This window comes from Agrobacterium sp. 22-3639C2 (genome assembly GCF_053522105.1).
In genome coordinates this window covers 585,581-604,504 of the sequence record NZ_JBNWDB010000001.1, presented here as the reverse complement: position 1 = coordinate 604,504, position 18,924 = coordinate 585,581, and the positions used below count along the sequence as shown (strand labels likewise).

Below are 18,924 nucleotides of genomic sequence, written 5' to 3'. Positions count from 1 at the left end.
GTGATGATTCTCCGGGTGAAAAGCAAGGTAAACTCCCGAAAACCTCGCTTTTTGCGGGTGGTTTTCCGCGCGGCAGGCGATAAATAGCCTGATGCTGGGTGAAGATATGAAAGGCATGGATGTGCGGTTGATGTTTGGCGGAATGATTGACGGTAGGCGGATGTTCGGCGGGCCTTTATCCGGCCGGCGGCGAAAGGCCGCCCTGGCTGCAATAATGGTCGCGGTATTCACCCTCCTTGGCAGCTTTCTGTCGTCCGCAACCTTGGCGTCGGCGCAGGATGCGCCAGCGGCCGCACCAGTCGCTATCCAGGCTTCCATCGTCGAGCAGGCGCGCACGGATCTGGAAAAATGGAAGGCCGATATTTCGGCAATCGCCAAACAGGTTGAGGCGGGCGGCAGCGATGACGTGCAGCTGGTGGACCTGAAGGGACGCGCCGATACAATTGCAGCCGATGCTGCCGCCGCCAACACCAAGTTGCGGACCCGCCTGGACCAGATCAAGACGCGTCTCGACGCGCTTGGTGCTGCCCCGGCGGAAGGACAGCCGCCCGAAGCGAGCATGGTGACGGAGGAGCGCTCCCGGCTGACGGCGGAGCGTGCCGAGGTGAATGCCATTGCCGGCGAGGTGGAGAGCACTGCCACCAACGCCGCGCAGATTTCCAACAACATTACGGCGGTTCGGCGGGCGCTTTTTGCCGCGACCTTGTTCAAGCGCACCGAAGTCTCTTCCCAGACGCTGGGCGACGCCTCTTCCGCCTTCGTGAGCGAGCTGACCAATCTCAACAACGCCTTCAGCAGCTGGGCGGGTTTCGTCTGGAACTACAAACGCCTGCCGATGTTCGGGGCGGTGATGCTGTCGATCATGGCGGCGCTGTTGTTTCTGGTGGGCGGTTATCGCTTTTTCGGCAGCCGCATGGAAAGGCGGGCCTTTTCCGGCGAGCCTTCCTATCTGCGGCGGCTTTCGGTGGCCTTCTGGTCAACCATGGTGCAGTCGCTGTCGCTTTTCCTGTTTCTGGTAACCTCGGCGTTTTTCCTCGATAATTTCAACGTTCTTCGTTCTGATATCGCGCCGATCCTGTTCGGGGCCATGGCAGTTACTGGTTTCGTCTATTTCGTGTCGCGGCTGAGCTACGCTATCTTTGCGCCGACGCAGCCGGAATGGCGTCTGTTGCAGGTTTCCAATCGCGGAGCGCACACGCTGTCCTCGGCCGTGCTTTTGATGGCGCTCGTCAACGGTCTCGATTATCTGTTTGGCACGATCAGCGAGACGCTCTATTCGCCGCTGATCGTCACCGTTGCCAAGAGCTTCATTGCCTCCATCATCATTGGCATCATCCTGCTCACCGTGTCGTTCCTGCGCCCGGTGATCGGTGAGGGGCAGGACTACGAGACCGGCAACCAGCGCCTGCCGCGCTGGCTGGTCATTCTGCTCAGGGTCGGCGGGCTTGTTCTGATCGGTGCCTGTCTGACGGGTTATGTGGGGCTGGCGCGGTTCCTTGCCACGCAGATCGTCGCCACCGGTGCGGTGCTCGCAACGATGTATATCGGCATTCTTTCCGGCAAGGCGATTTCGCGACAGGGCGCCTTTTCCGAATCCCTGGCCGGGCGTTATCTCGGGCGGCGCTACGGTCTCGGCCCGGTTGCGCTGGATCAGGCCGGTCTTGCGGCGGGGCTCGGCATCTATGTCATCGCACTCGCCTTCGGCGTGCCGCTCATCCTGTTTTCCTGGGGGTTCCAGCCGGGCGATATCGAAAGCTGGGCCTATCGTCTGCTGACCGGCATCACCGTCGGCAATGCCTCCATCTCACTGATCGGCCTGTTCGGCGGCGTCCTTGTCTTTGCCATCGGCTATATCATCACACGCTGGTTCCAGAAGTGGCTGGACAACAACGTCATGGCGCGCGGGCAGGTGGATGCGGGCGTGCGCAACTCGGTCAAGACCGGCATCGGTTATCTCGGTATCGCGGTTGCGGCCATTTTCGGCGTCTCTTCCGCCGGTCTTAACCTCTCCAGCCTGGCGCTGGTGGCGTCTGCCCTTTCGGTCGGTATCGGTTTCGGCCTTCAGAACATCGTCTCGAACTTCGTCTCCGGCCTCATCCTGCTGGTCGAGCGTCCCTTCAAGGTGGGTGACTGGGTGGTGACAGGCACGACGGAAGGCACCGTCAAGCGGCTTTCGGTGCGCGCGACCGAGATTGAAACCTTCCGCGGTCAGTCGATCATCGTACCGAACTCGGAATTCATCAATTCCTCGGTCGGCAACTGGACACACCGCAACCGTATTATGCGTGCGGAAATTCCGGTCTCCGTTGCCTATGAATCCGATCCGCAGCAGGTGATGGATATTCTGCTGGAACTGGTGCGCACCCAGCCGCCCGTACTGCGCAACCCCGAACCGCACGTGGAATTCCTCCGTTTCGGCGACTTCTCGCTGGATTTCGAATTGCGTTTCCACCTCGCCGATCTTTCGAATGGGCTTGGCGTGAAAAACGCGCTGAGGATCGCGATCCTGAAACGCTTCCGCGAAGAGGGGATCGCCATCCCGTTCCCGCAGCGTAACCTCAACATCCACGTGGAAGGCGATGCAAATCCGCAAATGCTGGCGGCGCTGCTTTCGGAAGAGGGTGACAAGGCGGTGGCGGCGCATACGGGCGCGGCGGCGCCTGCCGCGGCAACTGCACCGGAAAAGGATGCGGGCAAGGCGGGTGACAAAACCGTGGTGGAGCCGAAGGCGACGTTGAAGGCGGCCGGCAAGGACAGTTAATCTGCGGCTACCGCGGCTGCGGCGACGCAGCCGATACGGGCGTTGACGGGCGCGGGGAGTTATCCTCGCGCCCTATTTGCATAGTGGCGGATGAGACGCCCGGGGGGAAACAAAGGCGACGTCCAGAAGACTGTGGATGGCGCGGACGTTGCCGCGACCACAGGCCCGCAGGGCCAGCAGCCGGCGGCCGAAAACATGGCCGGCAATGACAACACCATTCGCAGCACGAACAGTTCCGGCCTTTTTTCCGATAGCCAGTTTGCGAGGCCGCTCGTCATAGGCATCAACAGCGTTTCCATCGGTATGCGCAACAGCACGCCCGCATGGCTGGACGCCACGGCAAAAGCTGCCTCTGGGAAGGACCTAAAAGACCGCGCCAAGATTTGTGCATCTTCGCAGGTGGTTGCGAAATGAGACTGGCTATTTTTCTCTTCGGTATGTTTTTCCGTTTCTGGCAAATGCGCAGGATATGTGCGCCACCGTCGTCTTCAAAAGGCGACGGTGGTTTGAAACCCGCCTCCAGCGACGGCATTTTCTCCCCTGTCGCAGCACCCTATGGCCATGTCGCAATCAGGCGGCTGAACGGCCGCCGGGCGCTTCATATTCCATCCCATCGATTTGGCAGCACGACAGGCAATGCCGGCGCTTTTTAGGGGTTCTGTAAATGAAGACACATGCACGGGCGGTGGTGATCGGTGGCGGCGTCGTCGGCGTTTCGACGCTTTATCATCTTGCCAAGAAGGGCTGGAGCGACAGCGTCCTTATCGAGCGCAAGGAACTGACCTCCGGTTCCACCTGGCACGCAGCCGGTCTTTTGCCGCTGTTCAACATGAGCTACTCGGTCGGCCAGATCCACAAGTATTCGGTGAAGTTCTACGAGGAGCTTCAGGAAGAGACCGGCATGAATGTCGGTTTCTCCAAGGTCTCGAACATTCGTCTCGCCCGCACCAAGGATCGCTGGGACGAATATATGTATTATGCCGGCATTGCCGAGACCATCGGTGTGCGGGTCAACATGCTGACGCCTGAGCAGGTGAAGGAAATCTGGCCGCTTTGCGAGACGGACGGCCTGCTGGGAGCCATCCAGCACCCCGATGATGGATATATCCAGCCCGCCGACCTGACGCAGGCGCTGGCGAAGGGCGCGCGAGACCGTGGCGCCACCATCTATCGCAACACCACCGTCACCGCCATCGAGCAGCTGGAAGACGGTCACTGGAAGGTGACGACGGATAAGGGCGAGATCATCGCCGAACATATCATCTCCTGCACCGGCTCCTTTGCCCGCAAGACCGGCGAGATGGTCGGCATCAATATTCCGGTCATCCCGGTTGAGCACCAATATATCGTCACCGAGCCGCATCCGGCCATTCTGGAGCGCCGCCGTCAGGGTCTGCCGGAAATGGGCGTTCTGCGTGAATCGGATTCGGCCTGGTACATGCGCGAGGAGGCCGGCGGTCTGATCCTCGGCCCTTACGAAGTCGGCGCTCCGGTCTGTTATGTCGACGGTCCCTCTGACGATAGCGAATATGAGCTGTTCCAGGAGGAACTCGACCGGCTTATGCCGCATATCGAAACGGCGATGGTGCGCGTTCCGGCTTTCGGTGAAGTCGGTATCAAGAAGGTCTATAACGGCGCTATCGCCTATACGCCTGATGGCAACCCGATCGTCGGTCCGGCACCGGGCCTGAAGAATTTCTGGCTGAATGAAGGCCACTCGTTCGGCATCACCGCTGCTGGTGGTGCTGGCTGGCAGCTTGCCGAATGGATCGTTGATGGTGAGCCTACACTCGATCTGATGGGTGTCGATCCGCGCCGCTTCGGCCCTCACGCAACGGAAGGTTACCTCATTGCCAAGAATGAGGAAGCCTATGCCAACGTCTTCACCATGCATTACCCTGATGAAGAACGTTCCGCTGCCCGTCCGCTGAAGACGACGCCGGTTTACGACCGTCTGAAGAAGCTTGGCGGCGTGTTCGGTTCCGTTTACGGCTGGGAGCGTGCCAACTGGTATGCGCCGGAAGGTTATGCGCTGCGCGAAGAGGACCTCGGCGTCGGTGCGGATGTCATCACCAGCCACAACTATGCGCCGCCACTGGATGATGGCCGTATCGTTGAGAAGTGGTCGTTCCGCCGCTCGAACTATTTCGAACATGTCGGCAACGAGGTGAAGAACGTCACCCAGAATGTCGGCGTGCTTGACATGTCGGCCTTCGCCAAGATGGAAGTTTCCGGTCCCGGCGCGCGCGCCTGGCTGGACAGCATTCTCGCCAATATCGTGCCGAAGAAGCGCGGCCGTATTGCGCTGACGCACCTTCTGACGCCGAATGGCGGCGTGAAGGTGGAGTTCACCGTCTATGAATGGGCGCCGGGCCGGTTCTATCTGGTGTCCGCCGGTGGTCTTGAAGCGCACGATCATGACGTGCTTCAGCGCCTTGCGCCCACCGACGGTTCCGTCGTGCTGCAGCCCATCACCCAGAAATACGGCGTGCTGGTGCTTGCCGGTCCGAAGTCGCGCGATCTCCTGAAGAAGCTGACCCGTACCAGCCTCGAGAACAAGGATTTCCCGTGGCTGACGGCGAAGCAGATCTCCGTGGGTGTGGCGACGGCGCATGCGTTGCGCGTCAACTTCGTCGGTGAACTGGGTTGGGAGCTGCACCATCCTATCGAAATGCAGAACTACATCTTCGACCGGCTGATGGAAGCGGGCGCCGAATTTGGCATCAAGCCATTCGGTATTCGTGCGATGGTGTCGATGTCGCTTGAAAAGTCGTATCGCAACATGGGCCGCGAGCTTTCGGTCGAATATAACGCCTATGAATCAGGTCTCGACCGTTTCCTGCGTCCGGAGAAAAACTTCATCGGCCGCGATGCGCTGGTGGCATACAAGGAAGCCGGCTTGAAATCGGTGTTCTCGACGCTGACCGTTTCGGGCAATACGGATGTGGATGCGCGTGGTTCTGAAGCCATCTTCGATGCAGATGGCGCACTTGCCGGCCGTGTGACGAGCGGCGGCTTTGGCTGGCGTATCGGCAAATCGATTGCGCTTGCCATGCTGAAACCCGAATATGCCACGATTGGCACAAAGCTGAAAATCCGCATTCTCGGCACGCTTTATGATGCCGAGGTGGTGGAAGAAAGCCCCTTCGATACGGAAAACGCGCTGCTGCGCGCCTGAGGGATTTTCCTGGAAGCATTCGAAACACGGCCCTCCCTCGGGGGCCGTGTTTTCTTTTGGGTAAGCATGTATGCCGACTGTTTTCGGGCAAAAGTGTTATTAATCATTCTGAAAAATACGCCTGCTAATTTCCCGTGAAAGACGACGGGGGACTGGGACAAAATGAATTTTCTGGGCATTACGGGCATGCAATATTCGGGTGTGCCATTTACCAATTGCCGCATTTTGCTTGCGGAAGATACCAATGTGTTCACCCAGATGGTGAGCATGCGCCTGAAGGAATTGCTGGGCGTTTCCGTGGAGGTGTGCCGTAACTTCGAGGAGTTGCAGGCGTGCTACGAACACTCGGCCGAACCCGTGACGCTTGCGATTTCCAACATCAATCTTCCGGGGGCGGAGAACGGCGAGGCGCTGGAATATCTGATCGATCTTTCGATCCCTACCATCGTTTTCACCAGCACGTTTCATGAGGCGACCCGCGAGACGCTGATCGCCAAGAATGTGGTCGACTACATTCTGAAAGACAATATCTTTGCCGTGGACATGCTGACGGAATCCATCTGTCGGTTCCTCACCAACCACCGCCACCATGTGCTGATCGTGGATGACAGCCCAACGGCGCGGGCGCTGCTTTCCAGCCGCCTCAAGCGTTATAATTTCCGCGTCAGCCTTGCCGATAGCGGTGCGAAGGCGCTCGAAATCCTGAAGGCCAATCCCGATATCGGGCTGGTGGTGACCGACTACAATATGCCCGATATTGACGGTTTCGAACTGACACGGCGCATCCGCACCGTGCGCGGTTCGCACGAGTTGCGCATCATCGGCGTTTCCTCTTCCACCAACCGGCTTTTGTCGGCGCGGTTCCTGAAGGCGGGTGGCAACGATTTCATGCTGCGGCCCTTCATCGACGAGGAATTTTATTGCCGCGTCAACCAGAACCTCGACACGCTGGTGCAGATACAGCTGGCCAAGGCTGGCGTGAGACCGGCGGCCTGACCGGACTTTTCGTTATCAAAGCCGCGATAAGTCAAAGCTGAGACTCGAGCGGCAGGAAACGCATGATGCCCGCGACGATCCGGCGGCTGATGGCAGCGTCCGGTTCGCGTCGGTATGTCTTCGGCTGGCCGTGTTCTTCGGTCATCCAGACGATGCGATTGCCGTTGTCTATATCCAGCTCGAAGCTCATCGAGCGGCGGATCTCTTCGCTGAATATCTCGTCCATGCGCGCAACCAGCGGGGCTGAGGTGAAAACGACGCCCATTTCCGTGTTGAGAGAAGCAGAGCGCGGATCGAAATTGAGCGAGCCGATATAGCCGGTCTTGCCGTCGCGGGAGAAAGCCTTGGTGTGGAGGCTCGCCTGTCCTGAACCTCGAAGCGTAAAGCTTGGCTGGTCCGCCTGTGCACGCAGTTCATGCAGTCGCACCCCGCCCAGTAGAAGCGGCTTTCGATACCGTGCGTAACCGGCGTGAACGGCGGCAACATCTGTTGCAGCCAGCGAGTTGGTGAGGATGGCAACCGAGACGCCGCGCTCGGCAAGGTTTGCGAAAATGTCCAAGCCCTGTTTGCCGGGAATGAAATAAGGGGAGGTGATGTGCAGGCTGTCATTTGCCGCCTGCATCAGCGGCAGCAGGCTCTCCATCAGGAAGTTGTGGCCGTTGCGGCGTTTTCCCGCTGCTTTTTCCGGCGGGTCGGCAAGCACGTCGGCTTCATCGACCCAGTGCAGGCGGTCCGACATCAGGAAATGACCGCTGCCATATTGGTTTTCGACGCGCTCGAGATAGGGTTTGGCAGCCTCGCTTTTCGGCAGCGCAGCAAGCTCGCGTCTTAACCTGGCAAGCTTGCTCGGCCTGCGAGCCAAAAGCGAGCGCACGGGAACGGAAACGGCGCTGTTCCAGTAGTCGTCGAAGATTTCGGTGGCATCCGCAACGATCCTGCCGAAACCGAGAATGTCGAAATCATGGAAATTGGCTCGTTCGGCGGCGTCGAAATAGGCGTCGCCAATATTACGGCCGCCAACGATCGCGGCGCGTCCGTCGGCAATCCACGCCTTGTTGTGCATGCGCCGGTTGACGCTTCGGAACCGGAGGACCAGTTCCATGCTTCGATACAGGATGTTTTCCCGCGCCCTGGTTGGGTTGAAGAGCCGCAGTTCGATATTGGGATGGCTGTCGATGGCGTGGAAGATGCGGTCGGACATCGAGACGCCGAGATCGTCCAGAAGCAGCCTCACGCGCACGCCGCGATCAGCCGCTGCAATGACCTCGCGCATCATCAGCCGACCGGTCAGGTCGGCATTCCACATGTAATACATCAGATCAAGGCTGCGGCCGGCCGCCCGCGTCGCCGCCATGCGCACTGCAAAGGCATCCAGATTGGAATGCAGCAGGCAGAGCGCGTTTTTCTCGTTCCAGCCATTCCTTATCGACTGCCAGTGGCGGTCGAGCCCGGTCGCATCCTCGGCAACGGGCAGGGCAGTTGAGGGGCGTTTGGGAATGGCCTTTTCCCGCTGCTTGCCGATCACGACAACCACGCTGGTTCCTATGACCAGGAAAAGGATGATGATGAAGACCCAAAATGCAGTCACTTGTTTTGATCGCTCCCGCCCCGAAGAGTATCAGGCGCCGTGAAAACGCGCGAGGGGGGAAAGCGTTCACGCAGGCCGTGCCTTGGTACGCTATTCGGATTTCCTGTTGATAGCCGCACCCACAGGCAGCACCTCCATGCTGCGGCGGCTAAGTTGGGCGAGCACCTCTTCGAAGCTATAATGGGAGGTCCAGCCGAGCGATTTTTTGGCCTGCAAAGGCGAATAGATGCGGTCGATGGTTGCAGGCAGCGCCCATGCCCTCTGCGCAAAAGCGTCGGCTAGGGCAGGCACCCGCTGCCGCAGGATTGAGGCTGCGTCGCTTGCGAGGTCGCTGCAATCGCAAGCGGAAAACGGCGTTGCACCCGATATGATATAACGCTGGAAATCGTCGCCCGTATTGGTGAGTGCCAGTAGATGGGCGTCGGCCACGTCGCGGATATCGACGCCGCGATGCAGCCTGTAACTTGCCATCACATCAGCAGGCTCCGGGAAGCTTCTGGACATCCGCAGAACGCGTACGGCGAGATGCGGACCAGCGATTTTCTCCAGCGCCTGCTCGGCTTCTAGCTTGCTGCGGTGGTAGATGCTCCTTGGCCGGGGCGGCGTGTCTTCGTTTATGAAGGTGCAGGTTCCGGCAAAAACGGCCTCGCCATAAAGCGCGGTGGTGCTGGTGAAGACGAGACGTGGTACGCCTGCATCTATCGCCGCTGCCGCCAGCAGGCGGGTGCCTTCGACATTGATGCGCCGGAACTCCGCGTCGGGAACGACGCCGACATGCGGCGCGTGCAGCGCTGCGGTATGGATCACCGCATCCGCCCGCGTCATAGCCGAACGCAACAGTCCCATGTCGGCGAAATCGCTGACAATGTGGGTGGTGGAAAAGGGAGAGCGGTCGATACCGATCACCTCATGTCTGCTGGCAAGAGCGCTGAAAATCGCGCGGCCGACCCGACCTGAGCTACCCGTCAGCACGATCCGCACGATGTTGCCTCCACATCACCCCTGAAGGCGGCGCCGGGCGCCGCTTTTCACGGTTCTTTCGAGCTTAGATATCCAAATTATCCGCGAAGGCAGCGCGTTCCTGAATGAAGCGGAAGCGGGCATCCGCCTTGGTGCCCATCAGATTGTCGACCGCCTCGCGGGTGCCTTCGAAATCCACGTCGTCGATCTCGACGCGCAGCAGGGTGCGCTTTTCGGGATCCATGGTGGTTTCCTTCAACTGTGCCGCCATCATTTCGCCAAGGCCTTTGAAGCGGCCGATTTCGACCTTCTTGCCCTTGAAGACGGTTTCCATCAATTCGGCGCGGTGGGCGTCGTCGCGTGCATAGGCGCTCTTGGCACCCTGACGGATGACGTAGAGCGGCGGCACCGCGAGATAGAGGTGGTTGCCACGAATGAGTTCCGGCATTTCCTGATAAAAGAAGGTGATGAGCAGCGAGGCGATGTGAGCGCCATCGACGTCGGCATCCGTCATGATGATGATGCGTTCGTAACGCAGATCCTCTTCGCGGTACTTGGTGCGCGTGCCGCAGCCCAGCGCCTGGATGAGATCGGCGATCTGCTGGTTGGCGGAGAGTTTTTCACGGCTGGCGCTGCCGACGTTGAGGATCTTGCCGCGCAGCGGCAGGATGGCCTGATTGGCGCGGTTGCGCGCCTGCTTGGCCGAGCCGCCAGCCGAGTCACCCTCGACGATGAAAAGCTCGGCATTCTCAGCCGTGTTCTGCGAGCAGTCCGCCAGCTTACCGGGCAGGCGCAGCTTGCGCACCGCGGTCTTGCGGTTGACTTCCTTTTCCTTGCGGCGGCGCAGGCGTTCTTCGGCGCGCTCGATCACCCAGTCCAGCAGCTTCGCCGCTTCGCCCGGATTGCCGGTGAGATAATGGTCGAAGGGGTCGCGTAGCGCGTTTTCGACGATGCGCTGGGCCTCGACGGTCGCGAGCTTGTCCTTGGTCTGGCCGACGAATTCCGGCTCGCGGATGAAGACGGAGAGCATGCCCGCTGCCGAGATCATCACGTCATCGGTGGTGATTTCCCTGGCTCGCTTGTTCTGGGTCAGCTCCGCATAGTTCTTCAGGCCCTTGGTGAGTGCGATGCGGAAACCGGCCTCATGCGTACCGCCTTCAGGCGTCGGGATGGTGTTGCAATAGGAATGGATCTGCGTGTCGCCGCCATACCAGGTCACAGCCCATTCCAGCGCGCCGTGGCCACCGGTCTTTTCGGTGCGGCCGGAGAAAATCTCGCGGGTGACAGTGAATTCCTTGCCGAGCGTGGCGGCCAGATAGTCCTTCAGACCACCGGGGAAATGGAACACGGCCTTTTCGGGGATTTCGCCACCGGCGGGCACCATGCCGGGATCGCAGCTCCAGCGGATCTCGACGCCGCCGAAGAGATAGGCCTTGGAGCGGGCCATGCGGAAAATACGGGCCGGTTCGAATTTTGCGTGATCGCCAAAGATCTGCGGGTCCGGATGGAAACGCACGCGGGTGCCGCGTCGGTTGTGCACGTCACCCAGTTCTTCGAGACCGCCAATCGGCGCGCCGCGCGAAAAGCGCTGGCGGTAAAGCTTGCGGTTACGGGCGACTTCCACTTCCAGAAGATCGGACAGCGCATTGACCACGGAAACGCCGACGCCATGCAGGCCGCCGGAGGTCTCATAGGCCTTGCCATCGAACTTGCCGCCGGCATGCAGCTTGGTCATGATGACTTCGAGCGTCGACTTGCCCGGAACCTGCGGATGGTTTTCCACGGGAATGCCGCGTCCGTTATCGGTGACGGTGAGGAAACCCTCGGTATCGAGATGGACCTCGATGAAATTGGCGTGGCCTGCGACGGCCTCGTCCATGGAGTTGTCGATGACTTCGGCAAAGAGGTGGTGCAGCGCCTTCTCGTCGGTGCCGCCAATATACATGCCGGGCCGCATGCGCACCGGTTCCAGCCCTTCGAGCACGCGGATCGACGAGGCACCGTAATCGTCACCGGACGGGGACACGGGCGCTGGGGGCGGGGGCGTCGTGACGGCCGCAACGGCTGCTGGTTTCGGCTGCACGTTCACGTTCGCGGCTGCGGACACCGGGGCCTTCACGGGTTTTGCCGTGTCCTCGTTCTTTTCCGTTTCGCTGTTTGGTGCCACCGGAAGACCGGAGAAGAGATCGTTGCTATCGTCCATCATGTCCAAGGTTCAAAAAAGCGTGTCGTCAGAATTTCGCCAAGCGAATCAGTATGCCAATAGGGGCGAGTATAGCGCCAAACGTGCAGGGCGTGTGGCCTAACGCGGCGCACCCTATGCCACGACTATGTCAGGGTTTCGCAACAGGAGGATTGCGCTGCCGCCCTGGCAATGGCAAGTCTCGCAGCCACGAATGAACGGTTAACCAAGTCATGTCCACAGCTCATTTCACGTTTTGTACTCTTTTCTGCCTGACTGTTGCGGCGATGCCGGGCGGCGCCGGGGCGGCGGACGGGCCGCTGCGGCCGTTCAAGGACGAGCTGTTTTCCAGCCAGACAGTGCTTTCCACGGCCGATGGCGGCGCATCTGAGGTGATCGATTATCAGGAGATGCGCGATATCAACGGCCGCGACGAGGTACCGGAACGCCGGGTGAAGCGGCAATATGTGGATATGGCGCCCAAGACAGCGCAGGCGATGGAATCCGTGGCGGTTGAGGGCAGGGCGCTTGAGGTGGGCCGCGTCGGGCCATCATCCGGGCAGGCCTTCACCGTGATCTTCATTCACGGGCGCGGCGGCGACCGGCGGCTTGGCATGAACGACTATACGTTCGGTGGCAATTTCAACCGGCTGAAAAATCTGGCTGTCGCCAATGGCGGCACCTATTATGTGCCGAGCGTACGATCCTTCGATGCCAATGGCGTTGCCGACGTTTCCGCGCTGATCGCCTATGCTGCTAGCAAATCCGGCGGCAAGCCGGTGGTGTTGGCCTGCGCCTCCATGGGCAGCTTCATCTGCTACGGCATCAGCCGCGACAAGGCGACGGTCGGCAATCTCAAGGGCATGGCGATCCTTGGCGGCGCGGTCGATCCCGACTTTCCGAAGAGCGCCTTTGCGAAAGCCAAAAAGCCGGTGTGGTTCACCCATGGCAGCGCCGACAAGGTCTATTCCGCCGACAGTCAGGCGACCATCATCTTCCGCACCTTGCTGAAGGCGGGAGAGCCGGCGCGCTTCACGCTTTTTGAGACAGGCACGCATGGAACGCCGGTGCGCATGACCGACTGGCGGGCGGTTTTGAACTGGATTTTGAGCCGATGAGGTCCAGTTTTGGTTCGACAGGCGCGAATTTCGGCAAATTGACCGACGTTTTGAAGCTTATGACTGCTTTTTTGTACCAATTGTCATCAGCTGCGTTTAAGGAAATATTCCGGGATTTCCGGCAGGGTTTCTGTCGCGATTAGGGGCCGCCTGGCGGCTGAGGTAAGGGGTGTTCGCGCAAGCGGCTCTCCGAGACAAAGGGAATGGGATACGCATGACGCCGAATGTTCGACCGCTTGTAGCCGGAAACTGGAAGATGAACGGCACCCGTTCGTCGCTCGATCAGATCAAGGCCATGGCAGAGGGCGTCAAGGGCGCGCTTTCCGAAAAGGTGGATGCGCTGATCTGCCCGCCATCGACGCTTCTTTATGTGGCAACCGCGCTCTGCGACGACAGCCCGCTGATGATTGGCGGACAGGATTGCCACCAGAATGTTTCCGGCGCGCATACGGGTGACATTTCCGCCGAGATGATTGCCGATTGCTTCGGCACCCATGTCATCGTCGGCCACTCCGAGCGCCGCACCGACCATGCCGAGACGGATCATCTGGTCCGTGCCAAGGCCGTTGCCGCCCACCAGGCCGATCTTATCGCGATCGTCTGCATTGGCGAGACGGCGGATGAGCGCAAGGCGGGCCAGACGCTCGATATCCTCAAGCGCCAGCTCGCCGGATCGCTTCCGGACGAGGCAACCGCCGAAAACACCGTCATCGCTTATGAGCCGGTCTGGGCCATCGGCACGGGTCTGACGCCGACCACGCAGGATGTACGCGAGGCCCATGCCTTCATGCGCGACGAGCTGGTCAAGCGCTTTGGCGATGAAGGCAAGACCATGCGGATTCTTTACGGCGGCTCGGTGAAGCCTGCCAATGCGCTGGAACTGATGGGTGTCGAGAATGTCGACGGCGCACTGATTGGCGGCGCGAGCTTGAAAGCCTCCGACTTCCTTTCCATCTATGCGGCATACGAGCAACTGACGGCTTGAGACACGCTTTCCTGCCACAGTGGCGGGAAAGGGACTTGGAATAAGCCTTCGCCTCATGTAAAGAGCCGCGAAACCTTCTTTGTAGTGCTCCGCGCGGGGCATGGAATGGATTGTCATGCAGACCGTTTTGATTGTTATTCACCTCATGATCGTGCTGGCGCTTGTCGGCGTGGTTCTGATCCAGCGTTCCGAAGGCGGCGGCCTCGGCATCGGCGGCGGTTCGGGCTTCATGTCCGCGCGCGGAACGGCCAATGCGCTGACCCGCACGACGGGTATCCTTGCCGCGCTGTTCTTCGTGACGTCGCTCGGACTTGGTCTTCTGACCCGGTACGAATCGCGCCCGACGGATATTCTGAACCGTATTCCGGCCACGCAGGGTCAGGGCAACGGCATTCTCGACACGCTCGGCCCGGCACAGACGCCGGCAACGCCGGCTCCGGCTGAGAATGGCGTTCCGACCAACAGCGGCGCTGCAGCACCTGCGCAGACCGGGCCTGCGCCGGCCACTGCTGGTGAAGCCGCTCCGGCACCGGCCAAGCCCGCCGATCCGAACGCAGTTCCGACCGGTCAATAAGCCCGGTTATGATTTAACGCTCCGGCAGGCCAAAAGCCTGCCGGTTTTCTTTTGTTCGCATTTCGCCACATCCCATTGCCAATTCGTCAACAGCGAATTTGCAACAGCATGAAATTTGGGCTGGCGGAATCAGAGGTAAAAAGGTATCCGGTGAATCCCATGGCGCGATATGTATTCATCACAGGCGGCGTGGTCTCCTCTCTCGGTAAGGGCATCGCAGCTGCGGCACTCGGAGCATTGCTGCAATCCCGTGGTTATCGGGTGCGGCTTCGCAAACTTGACCCCTATTTGAACGTCGATCCCGGCACGATGAGCCCGACACAGCACGGCGAAGTGTTTGTGACGGACGACGGTGCCGAGACGGACCTCGACCTTGGCCACTATGAACGCTTTACGGGGCGTTCGGCGACCAAGACCGACAACATCACCACTGGTCGCATCTACAAGAACATCATCGACAAGGAACGCCGCGGCGACTATCTCGGCGCGACCGTTCAGGTCATTCCGCATGTCACCAACGAGATCAAGGATTTCGTGACCGAAGGTAATGACGAGTACGACTTCGTCATCTGCGAAATCGGCGGCACAGTGGGTGATATCGAGGCGATGCCGTTCATGGAGGCGATCCGCCAGCTCGGCAACGACCTGCCGCGCGGCACCGCAATCTATGTTCACCTGACGCTGATGCCTTACATTCCGGCGGCCGGCGAATTGAAGACCAAGCCGACCCAGCATTCCGTGAAGGAGCTGCAGGCGCTTGGCATTCATCCCGATATCCTGCTGGTGCGCGCCGACCGGGAAATCCCGGAAGCGGAACGCCGCAAGCTTTCGCTGTTCTGCAACGTGCGTCCTTCCGCCGTCATTCAGGCGCTGGATGTTGCCAACATCTATGACGTTCCGATCGCCTACCACAATGAAGGTCTCGATTCGGAAGTGCTGGCCGCTTTCGGTATCGAACCGGCGCCGAAGCCGCGTCTGGAACAGTGGGAAGAGGTCTGCAACCGTATCCGCACGCCGGAAGGCGAGGTAACGATTGCGATCGTCGGCAAATATACCGGCCTCAAGGACGCCTACAAGTCGCTGATCGAGGCGCTGCATCACGGTGGTTTTGCCAACCGCGTCAAGGTCAAGCTGGAGTGGATCGAGTCGGAAGTCTTCGAAAAGGAAGATCCGACGCCCTATCTCGAAAAGGTCAACGGCATTCTGGTGCCGGGCGGTTTCGGCGAGCGCGGTTCGGAAGGCAAGATCATGGCGGCGCAGTTCGCCCGTGAGCGCAACGTGCCCTATTTCGGGATCTGCTTTGGCATGCAGATGGCAGTCGTGGAAGCGGCGCGTCATCTGGCCGGCATCGAGAATGCCTCCTCCACCGAATTCGGTCCGACGGCTGAGCCCGTCGTTGGCCTGATGACCGAGTGGGTAAAGGGCAACGAGCTGGAGAAGCGCTCCACCAAGGGCGATCTAGGCGGCACCATGCGTCTCGGCGCTTACAAGGCAGCGCTGAAGAAGGACACGAAGATCGCCGAAATCTACGGTTCCACGGATATTTCCGAGCGCCACCGCCACCGTTACGAGGTGAATGTGGACTATAAGGACCGGCTGGAAGAGTGCGGCCTCGTCTTCTCGGGCATGTCTCCTGATGGTGTGCTGCCGGAAACGGTGGAATATCCTGACCATCCCTGGTTCATCGGTGTGCAATACCACCCGGAACTCAAGAGCCGCCCGCTCGACCCGCATCCGCTGTTTGCCAGCTTCGTTGAAGCGGCGGTGGAGCAGAGCCGGCTGGTTTGATGGTTTGAATGATACGGAGAGGGCCGCTTTTGCGGCCCTTTTTTATTGGGGTGCGCACAGAAGGCGTCAGGCCAGAAGGTTGTGCTTCCTCAGCCATGCCTCATACCATCCAGGCCATTCTTGCGTGGGGGTTCCGGGCTTGCCCATGCCGAAGCCGTGGCCGCCAGAAATGATTGGGTGAAATTCGACATCCACATCCGCCTTCTCGCACGCCTGCTGCATGATACGGCTATTGGCGGGATTGGAAATCCGGTCGTCATCCGCCTGCGTGAGGAAGACCGGAGGGCAATCTTTGCTCACATGGCTTTCCACTGACCACTCTCGTGTTGCCTCGTCTGTCGGGTGCCTGCCGATAAGTGACCTCCGGGTCGATGTATGGTCATAGGGCGCTGCAAGCGTGATGACCGGATAGATCAGGGCCGCAACATCCGGCCGGGCTGATTGCCTGTCGATGTCATCGACTGCTTCGTAAGACGCAAAAGCCGAGCGGGCGGCGGCCAACCCCATCAAGTGCCCACCCGCAGAAAACCCAAGTGCGCCGATCCTGTACGGATCGATCTGCCGGTCCGAAGCGCGTGCACGCACCAGACGAAATGCGCGCTGCGCATCCTGAAGCGGTGCCAGCGGTCCAGCAGCCCATCCTTCAATCGGCAGACGGTAGGTGAGGACAAAAGCATAAATGCCTCTGGCCGCGAGCCAGCGTGCGGCGGGATAGGACTCCTTGCCTTCCTCGATGCGTTTATATCCACCGCCACCTGCAATGATCATTGCGGAACCATTTGGCTTTGCGGGAGCGAACACCTCCAGGCTCGGTACGGCAATGTTGGTGACAGCGCCTTTTTTGCTTATATCCGGGACGCCGTTCGGACCACTGCCTCCCGGAGGCGGGCCGGGCCAAAGCGAGATCCATTGCCGATCGCCTTGCGCAAACAGACTTGGGACTTTCATGGCCGTGGCGAGGAAGGCACCACCAAGAAGCAGGCTGCGGCGGCAGATCATGATGTCATCCTCAATCGTGCACCTGGTTTCGGCATTCTCTGCGGAAGAACAGCTTACGGGGACGATTTAAAAACACCAAGAGTGGTCAGTACAGGGACATCCCAATGCTTTGACCCTACACCACGGTCTCATCGCTCATCCGTCAATCGAACAAACAAAAAACGGGCCCGAAGGCCCGTTCTCTATGCCAGCGATAATCCCGACCGGCTTACTTCGGGCCGATCATGTTTTCCGGGCGCACATACTGGTCGAATTCCTCGTTCGTGAGGTATCCGCCGCCGACGGCCTCGTCGCGCAGTGTCGTGCCGTTCTTGTGCGCGGTCTTGGCGATCTTGGCGCAGATGTCGTAGCCGAGCTTGCTGTTGAGAGCCGTGACGAGCATCAGCGAGTTCTCGACGCCCTTCCTGATGTTGTCTTCGCGGGCTTCGATGCCGACGACGCAGTTGTCGGTGAAGGAGACGGCGGCATCGCCCAGAAGCTGGACCGACTGCAGGAAGTTGTAGGCCATCATCGGATTATAGACGTTCAGTTCGAAGTGCCCCTGCGAGCCTGCGAAGGAGAGCGCGGCATTGTTGCCGAAGATGTGGGCGCAAACCTGCGTCAGCGCTTCCGACTGCGTCGGGTTGACCTTGCCCGGCATGATCGATGAGCCGGGTTCGTTTTCCGGCAGCGACAATTCGCCAAGACCGGCGCGCGGGCCGGAGCCGAGGAAGCGGATGTCGTTGGCGATCTTGAACAGGGCTGCTGCTGCGGCATTGATCGCGCCATGCGAGAACACCATGGAATCGTGCGAGGCAAGCGCTTCGAACTTGTTCGGCGCCGTCACGAACGGCAGGCCGGTGATCTTGGAAATCTCTTCGGCAACCTTTTCAGCGAAACCGACGGGGGCGTTCAGGCCCGTGCCGACCGCCGTGCCGCCCTGGGCAAGCTTGGAAAGTGCGGGCAGGGTGAGTTCGATATTGGCAATCGCCGAGGCGACCTGCGCGGCATAACCGGAAAACTCCTGGCCGAGCGTCAGCGGCGTGGCATCCTGCGTGTGGGTGCGGCCGATCTTGATGATCTTTTCGAACTGCTTGACCTTGGCTTCCAGCGCCGTGTGCAGGTGCTTGAGGGCCGGCAGCAGGTGGTGAACGATCTCTTCCACGCAGGCGATGTGCATCGCCGTCGGATAGGTGTCGTTCGAGGACTGGCTCATATTGACGTGGTCGTTGGGGTGAACCGGCTTCTTGGTGCCCATTTCGCCGCCGAGCATCTCGATTGCGCGGTTGGAAATCACCTCATTGGCATTCATGTTGGATTGCGTGCCGGAGCCGGTCTGCCAGACGACCAGCGGGAAATGTTCAGTCAGCTTGCCGTCGATGACTTCCTGTGCGGCTGCGATGATGGCGTCGCCTACCTTGGGGTCGAGGCCTGCAAGCGCCATGTTTGCACGGGCGGCGGCCTGCTTGACGATGCCGAGCGCGCGAACGACAGAGGCGGGCTGCTTTTCCCAGCCGATCTTGAAGTTGCCGAGCGAGCGCTGCGCCTGCGCGCCCCAATAGCGATCGGCCTGAACTTCAATGGGTCCAAATGTATCGGTTTCCGTCCGTGTGGCTGTCATCAATCTTGCCTTTTTACTCGTTTTCCTCCGCCAAAACGGCACTTCGCCCGCCTTGCGCGCGCCGATATATAGAATCATCGCGCTGGCAATGAAAGCGTTGCGAGGCATGCCTGGCAGATATTTCCCTTGGGACAGGGCGATTTTGGCGCTCATCCTGCCCGGTTAAGAAAAAGACCTTGGCGTGTCATTTTTACT

The 18,924-nt window shown here is 60.0% G+C and carries 14 protein-coding genes; 9 read left to right on the top strand and 5 right to left on the bottom strand.

All coding sequences use genetic code 11. The features are described 5' to 3' along the window. Positions 1-91: 91 nt before the first annotated feature. From ACQZ6D_RS02960 to ACQZ6D_RS02940, 5 genes are all read left to right on the top strand, one after another. Entirely contained in the window at positions 92-2,761 is a 2,670-nt protein-coding gene (locus ACQZ6D_RS02960) for a mechanosensitive ion channel family protein (RefSeq protein WP_065660903.1), read from the top strand. Positions 2,762-2,851: 90 nt separating this feature from the next. After that, positions 2,852-3,175: a hypothetical protein gene (locus ACQZ6D_RS02955; RefSeq protein WP_233283645.1), complete on the top strand. Its 324-nt coding sequence runs from the start codon at positions 2,852-2,854 to the stop codon at positions 3,173-3,175. Then, the gene (locus tag ACQZ6D_RS02950) at positions 3,172-3,414 is read left to right on the top strand and encodes a hypothetical protein (protein ID WP_065702474.1); all 243 of its coding nucleotides are present in this window, start codon (positions 3,172-3,174) and stop codon (positions 3,412-3,414) included. The genes ACQZ6D_RS02955 and ACQZ6D_RS02950 overlap by 4 nt, the downstream gene beginning before the upstream one ends. A gap of 11 nt (positions 3,415-3,425) precedes the next feature. Then, positions 3,426-5,939 (top strand): GcvT family protein, encoded by a 2,514-nt coding sequence (locus ACQZ6D_RS02945; protein WP_003515448.1) that lies wholly within the window; start codon positions 3,426-3,428, stop codon positions 5,937-5,939. Between the two features lie 162 nt (positions 5,940-6,101). After that, a complete protein-coding gene (locus ACQZ6D_RS02940) occupies positions 6,102-6,935 on the top strand; it encodes a response regulator (RefSeq protein ID WP_003515447.1) in 834 nt (277 codons plus the stop codon). Between the two features lie 31 nt (positions 6,936-6,966). Here ACQZ6D_RS02940 and ACQZ6D_RS02935 read toward each other — a convergent pair whose 3' ends face one another. From ACQZ6D_RS02935 to parE, 3 genes are all read right to left on the bottom strand, one after another. After that, on the bottom strand, positions 6,967-8,523 hold the full coding sequence (locus ACQZ6D_RS02935) for a phospholipase D family protein (protein ID WP_065702475.1): 1,557 nt from the start codon (positions 8,521-8,523) through the stop codon (positions 6,967-6,969). A 90-nt stretch (positions 8,524-8,613) separates the two neighbouring features. After that, positions 8,614-9,504, bottom strand: coding sequence for an NAD-dependent epimerase/dehydratase family protein (locus tag ACQZ6D_RS02930; RefSeq protein ID WP_174047441.1), 891 nt, complete (start codon positions 9,502-9,504; stop codon positions 8,614-8,616). A gap of 64 nt (positions 9,505-9,568) precedes the next feature. After that, complete coding sequence (gene parE, locus ACQZ6D_RS02925; protein WP_013636223.1) at positions 9,569-11,689, bottom strand: DNA topoisomerase IV subunit B; 2,121 nt, start codon at positions 11,687-11,689, stop codon at positions 9,569-9,571. Between the two features lie 209 nt (positions 11,690-11,898). Here parE and ACQZ6D_RS02920 point away from each other — a divergent pair, with 209 nt between their 5' ends. From ACQZ6D_RS02920 to ACQZ6D_RS02905, 4 genes are all read left to right on the top strand, one after another. Further along, positions 11,899-12,783, top strand: a complete 885-nt coding sequence (locus tag ACQZ6D_RS02920; RefSeq protein WP_065702477.1) for an alpha/beta hydrolase — start codon at positions 11,899-11,901, stop codon at positions 12,781-12,783. Positions 12,784-12,997: 214 nt separating this feature from the next. Next, complete coding sequence (gene tpiA / locus ACQZ6D_RS02915; RefSeq protein WP_003515430.1) at positions 12,998-13,768, top strand: triose-phosphate isomerase; 771 nt, start codon at positions 12,998-13,000, stop codon at positions 13,766-13,768. Between the two features lie 115 nt (positions 13,769-13,883). After that, positions 13,884-14,342, top strand: a complete 459-nt coding sequence (gene secG / locus ACQZ6D_RS02910; RefSeq protein WP_065702549.1) for a preprotein translocase subunit SecG — start codon at positions 13,884-13,886, stop codon at positions 14,340-14,342. 150 nt (positions 14,343-14,492) lie between these two features. Beyond that, positions 14,493-16,130 (top strand): CTP synthase, encoded by a 1,638-nt coding sequence (locus ACQZ6D_RS02905; RefSeq protein ID WP_035198927.1) that lies wholly within the window; start codon positions 14,493-14,495, stop codon positions 16,128-16,130. A 66-nt stretch (positions 16,131-16,196) separates the two neighbouring features. Here the strand turns inward: ACQZ6D_RS02905 and ACQZ6D_RS02900 are convergent, their stop codons facing one another. After that, on the bottom strand, positions 16,197-17,129 hold the full coding sequence (locus tag ACQZ6D_RS02900) for an alpha/beta hydrolase (RefSeq protein ID WP_065702478.1): 933 nt from the start codon (positions 17,127-17,129) through the stop codon (positions 16,197-16,199). Between the two features lie 208 nt (positions 17,130-17,337). Further along, on the bottom strand, positions 17,338-18,729 hold the full coding sequence (fumC, locus tag ACQZ6D_RS02895; protein ID WP_026330925.1) for a class II fumarate hydratase: 1,392 nt from the start codon (positions 18,727-18,729) through the stop codon (positions 17,338-17,340). Positions 18,730-18,924 lie beyond the last annotated feature (195 nt).

What these genes read in the sequence shown, in the direction of transcription:
- ACQZ6D_RS02960 (WP_065660903.1), top strand. Translation starts at nt 92, where the DNA reads ATGCTGGGTGAAGATATGAAAGGCATGGATGTGCGGTTGATGTTTGGC.
- secG (WP_065702549.1), top strand. Translation starts at nt 13,884, where the DNA reads ATGCAGACCGTTTTGATTGTTATTCACCTCATGATCGTGCTGGCGCTT.
- tpiA (WP_003515430.1), top strand. Translation starts at nt 12,998, where the DNA reads ATGACGCCGAATGTTCGACCGCTTGTAGCCGGAAACTGGAAGATGAAC.
- fumC (WP_026330925.1), bottom strand. Translation starts at nt 18,729, where the DNA reads ATGACAGCCACACGGACGGAAACCGATACATTTGGACCCATTGAAGTT.
- ACQZ6D_RS02900 (WP_065702478.1), bottom strand. Translation starts at nt 17,129, where the DNA reads ATGATCTGCCGCCGCAGCCTGCTTCTTGGTGGTGCCTTCCTCGCCACG.
- parE (WP_013636223.1), bottom strand. Translation starts at nt 11,689, where the DNA reads ATGATGGACGATAGCAACGATCTCTTCTCCGGTCTTCCGGTGGCACCA.
- ACQZ6D_RS02940 (WP_003515447.1), top strand. Translation starts at nt 6,102, where the DNA reads ATGAATTTTCTGGGCATTACGGGCATGCAATATTCGGGTGTGCCATTT.
- ACQZ6D_RS02955 (WP_233283645.1), top strand. Translation starts at nt 2,852, where the DNA reads ATGAGACGCCCGGGGGGAAACAAAGGCGACGTCCAGAAGACTGTGGAT.
- ACQZ6D_RS02920 (WP_065702477.1), top strand. Translation starts at nt 11,899, where the DNA reads ATGTCCACAGCTCATTTCACGTTTTGTACTCTTTTCTGCCTGACTGTT.
- ACQZ6D_RS02945 (WP_003515448.1), top strand. Translation starts at nt 3,426, where the DNA reads ATGAAGACACATGCACGGGCGGTGGTGATCGGTGGCGGCGTCGTCGGC.
- ACQZ6D_RS02950 (WP_065702474.1), top strand. Translation starts at nt 3,172, where the DNA reads ATGAGACTGGCTATTTTTCTCTTCGGTATGTTTTTCCGTTTCTGGCAA.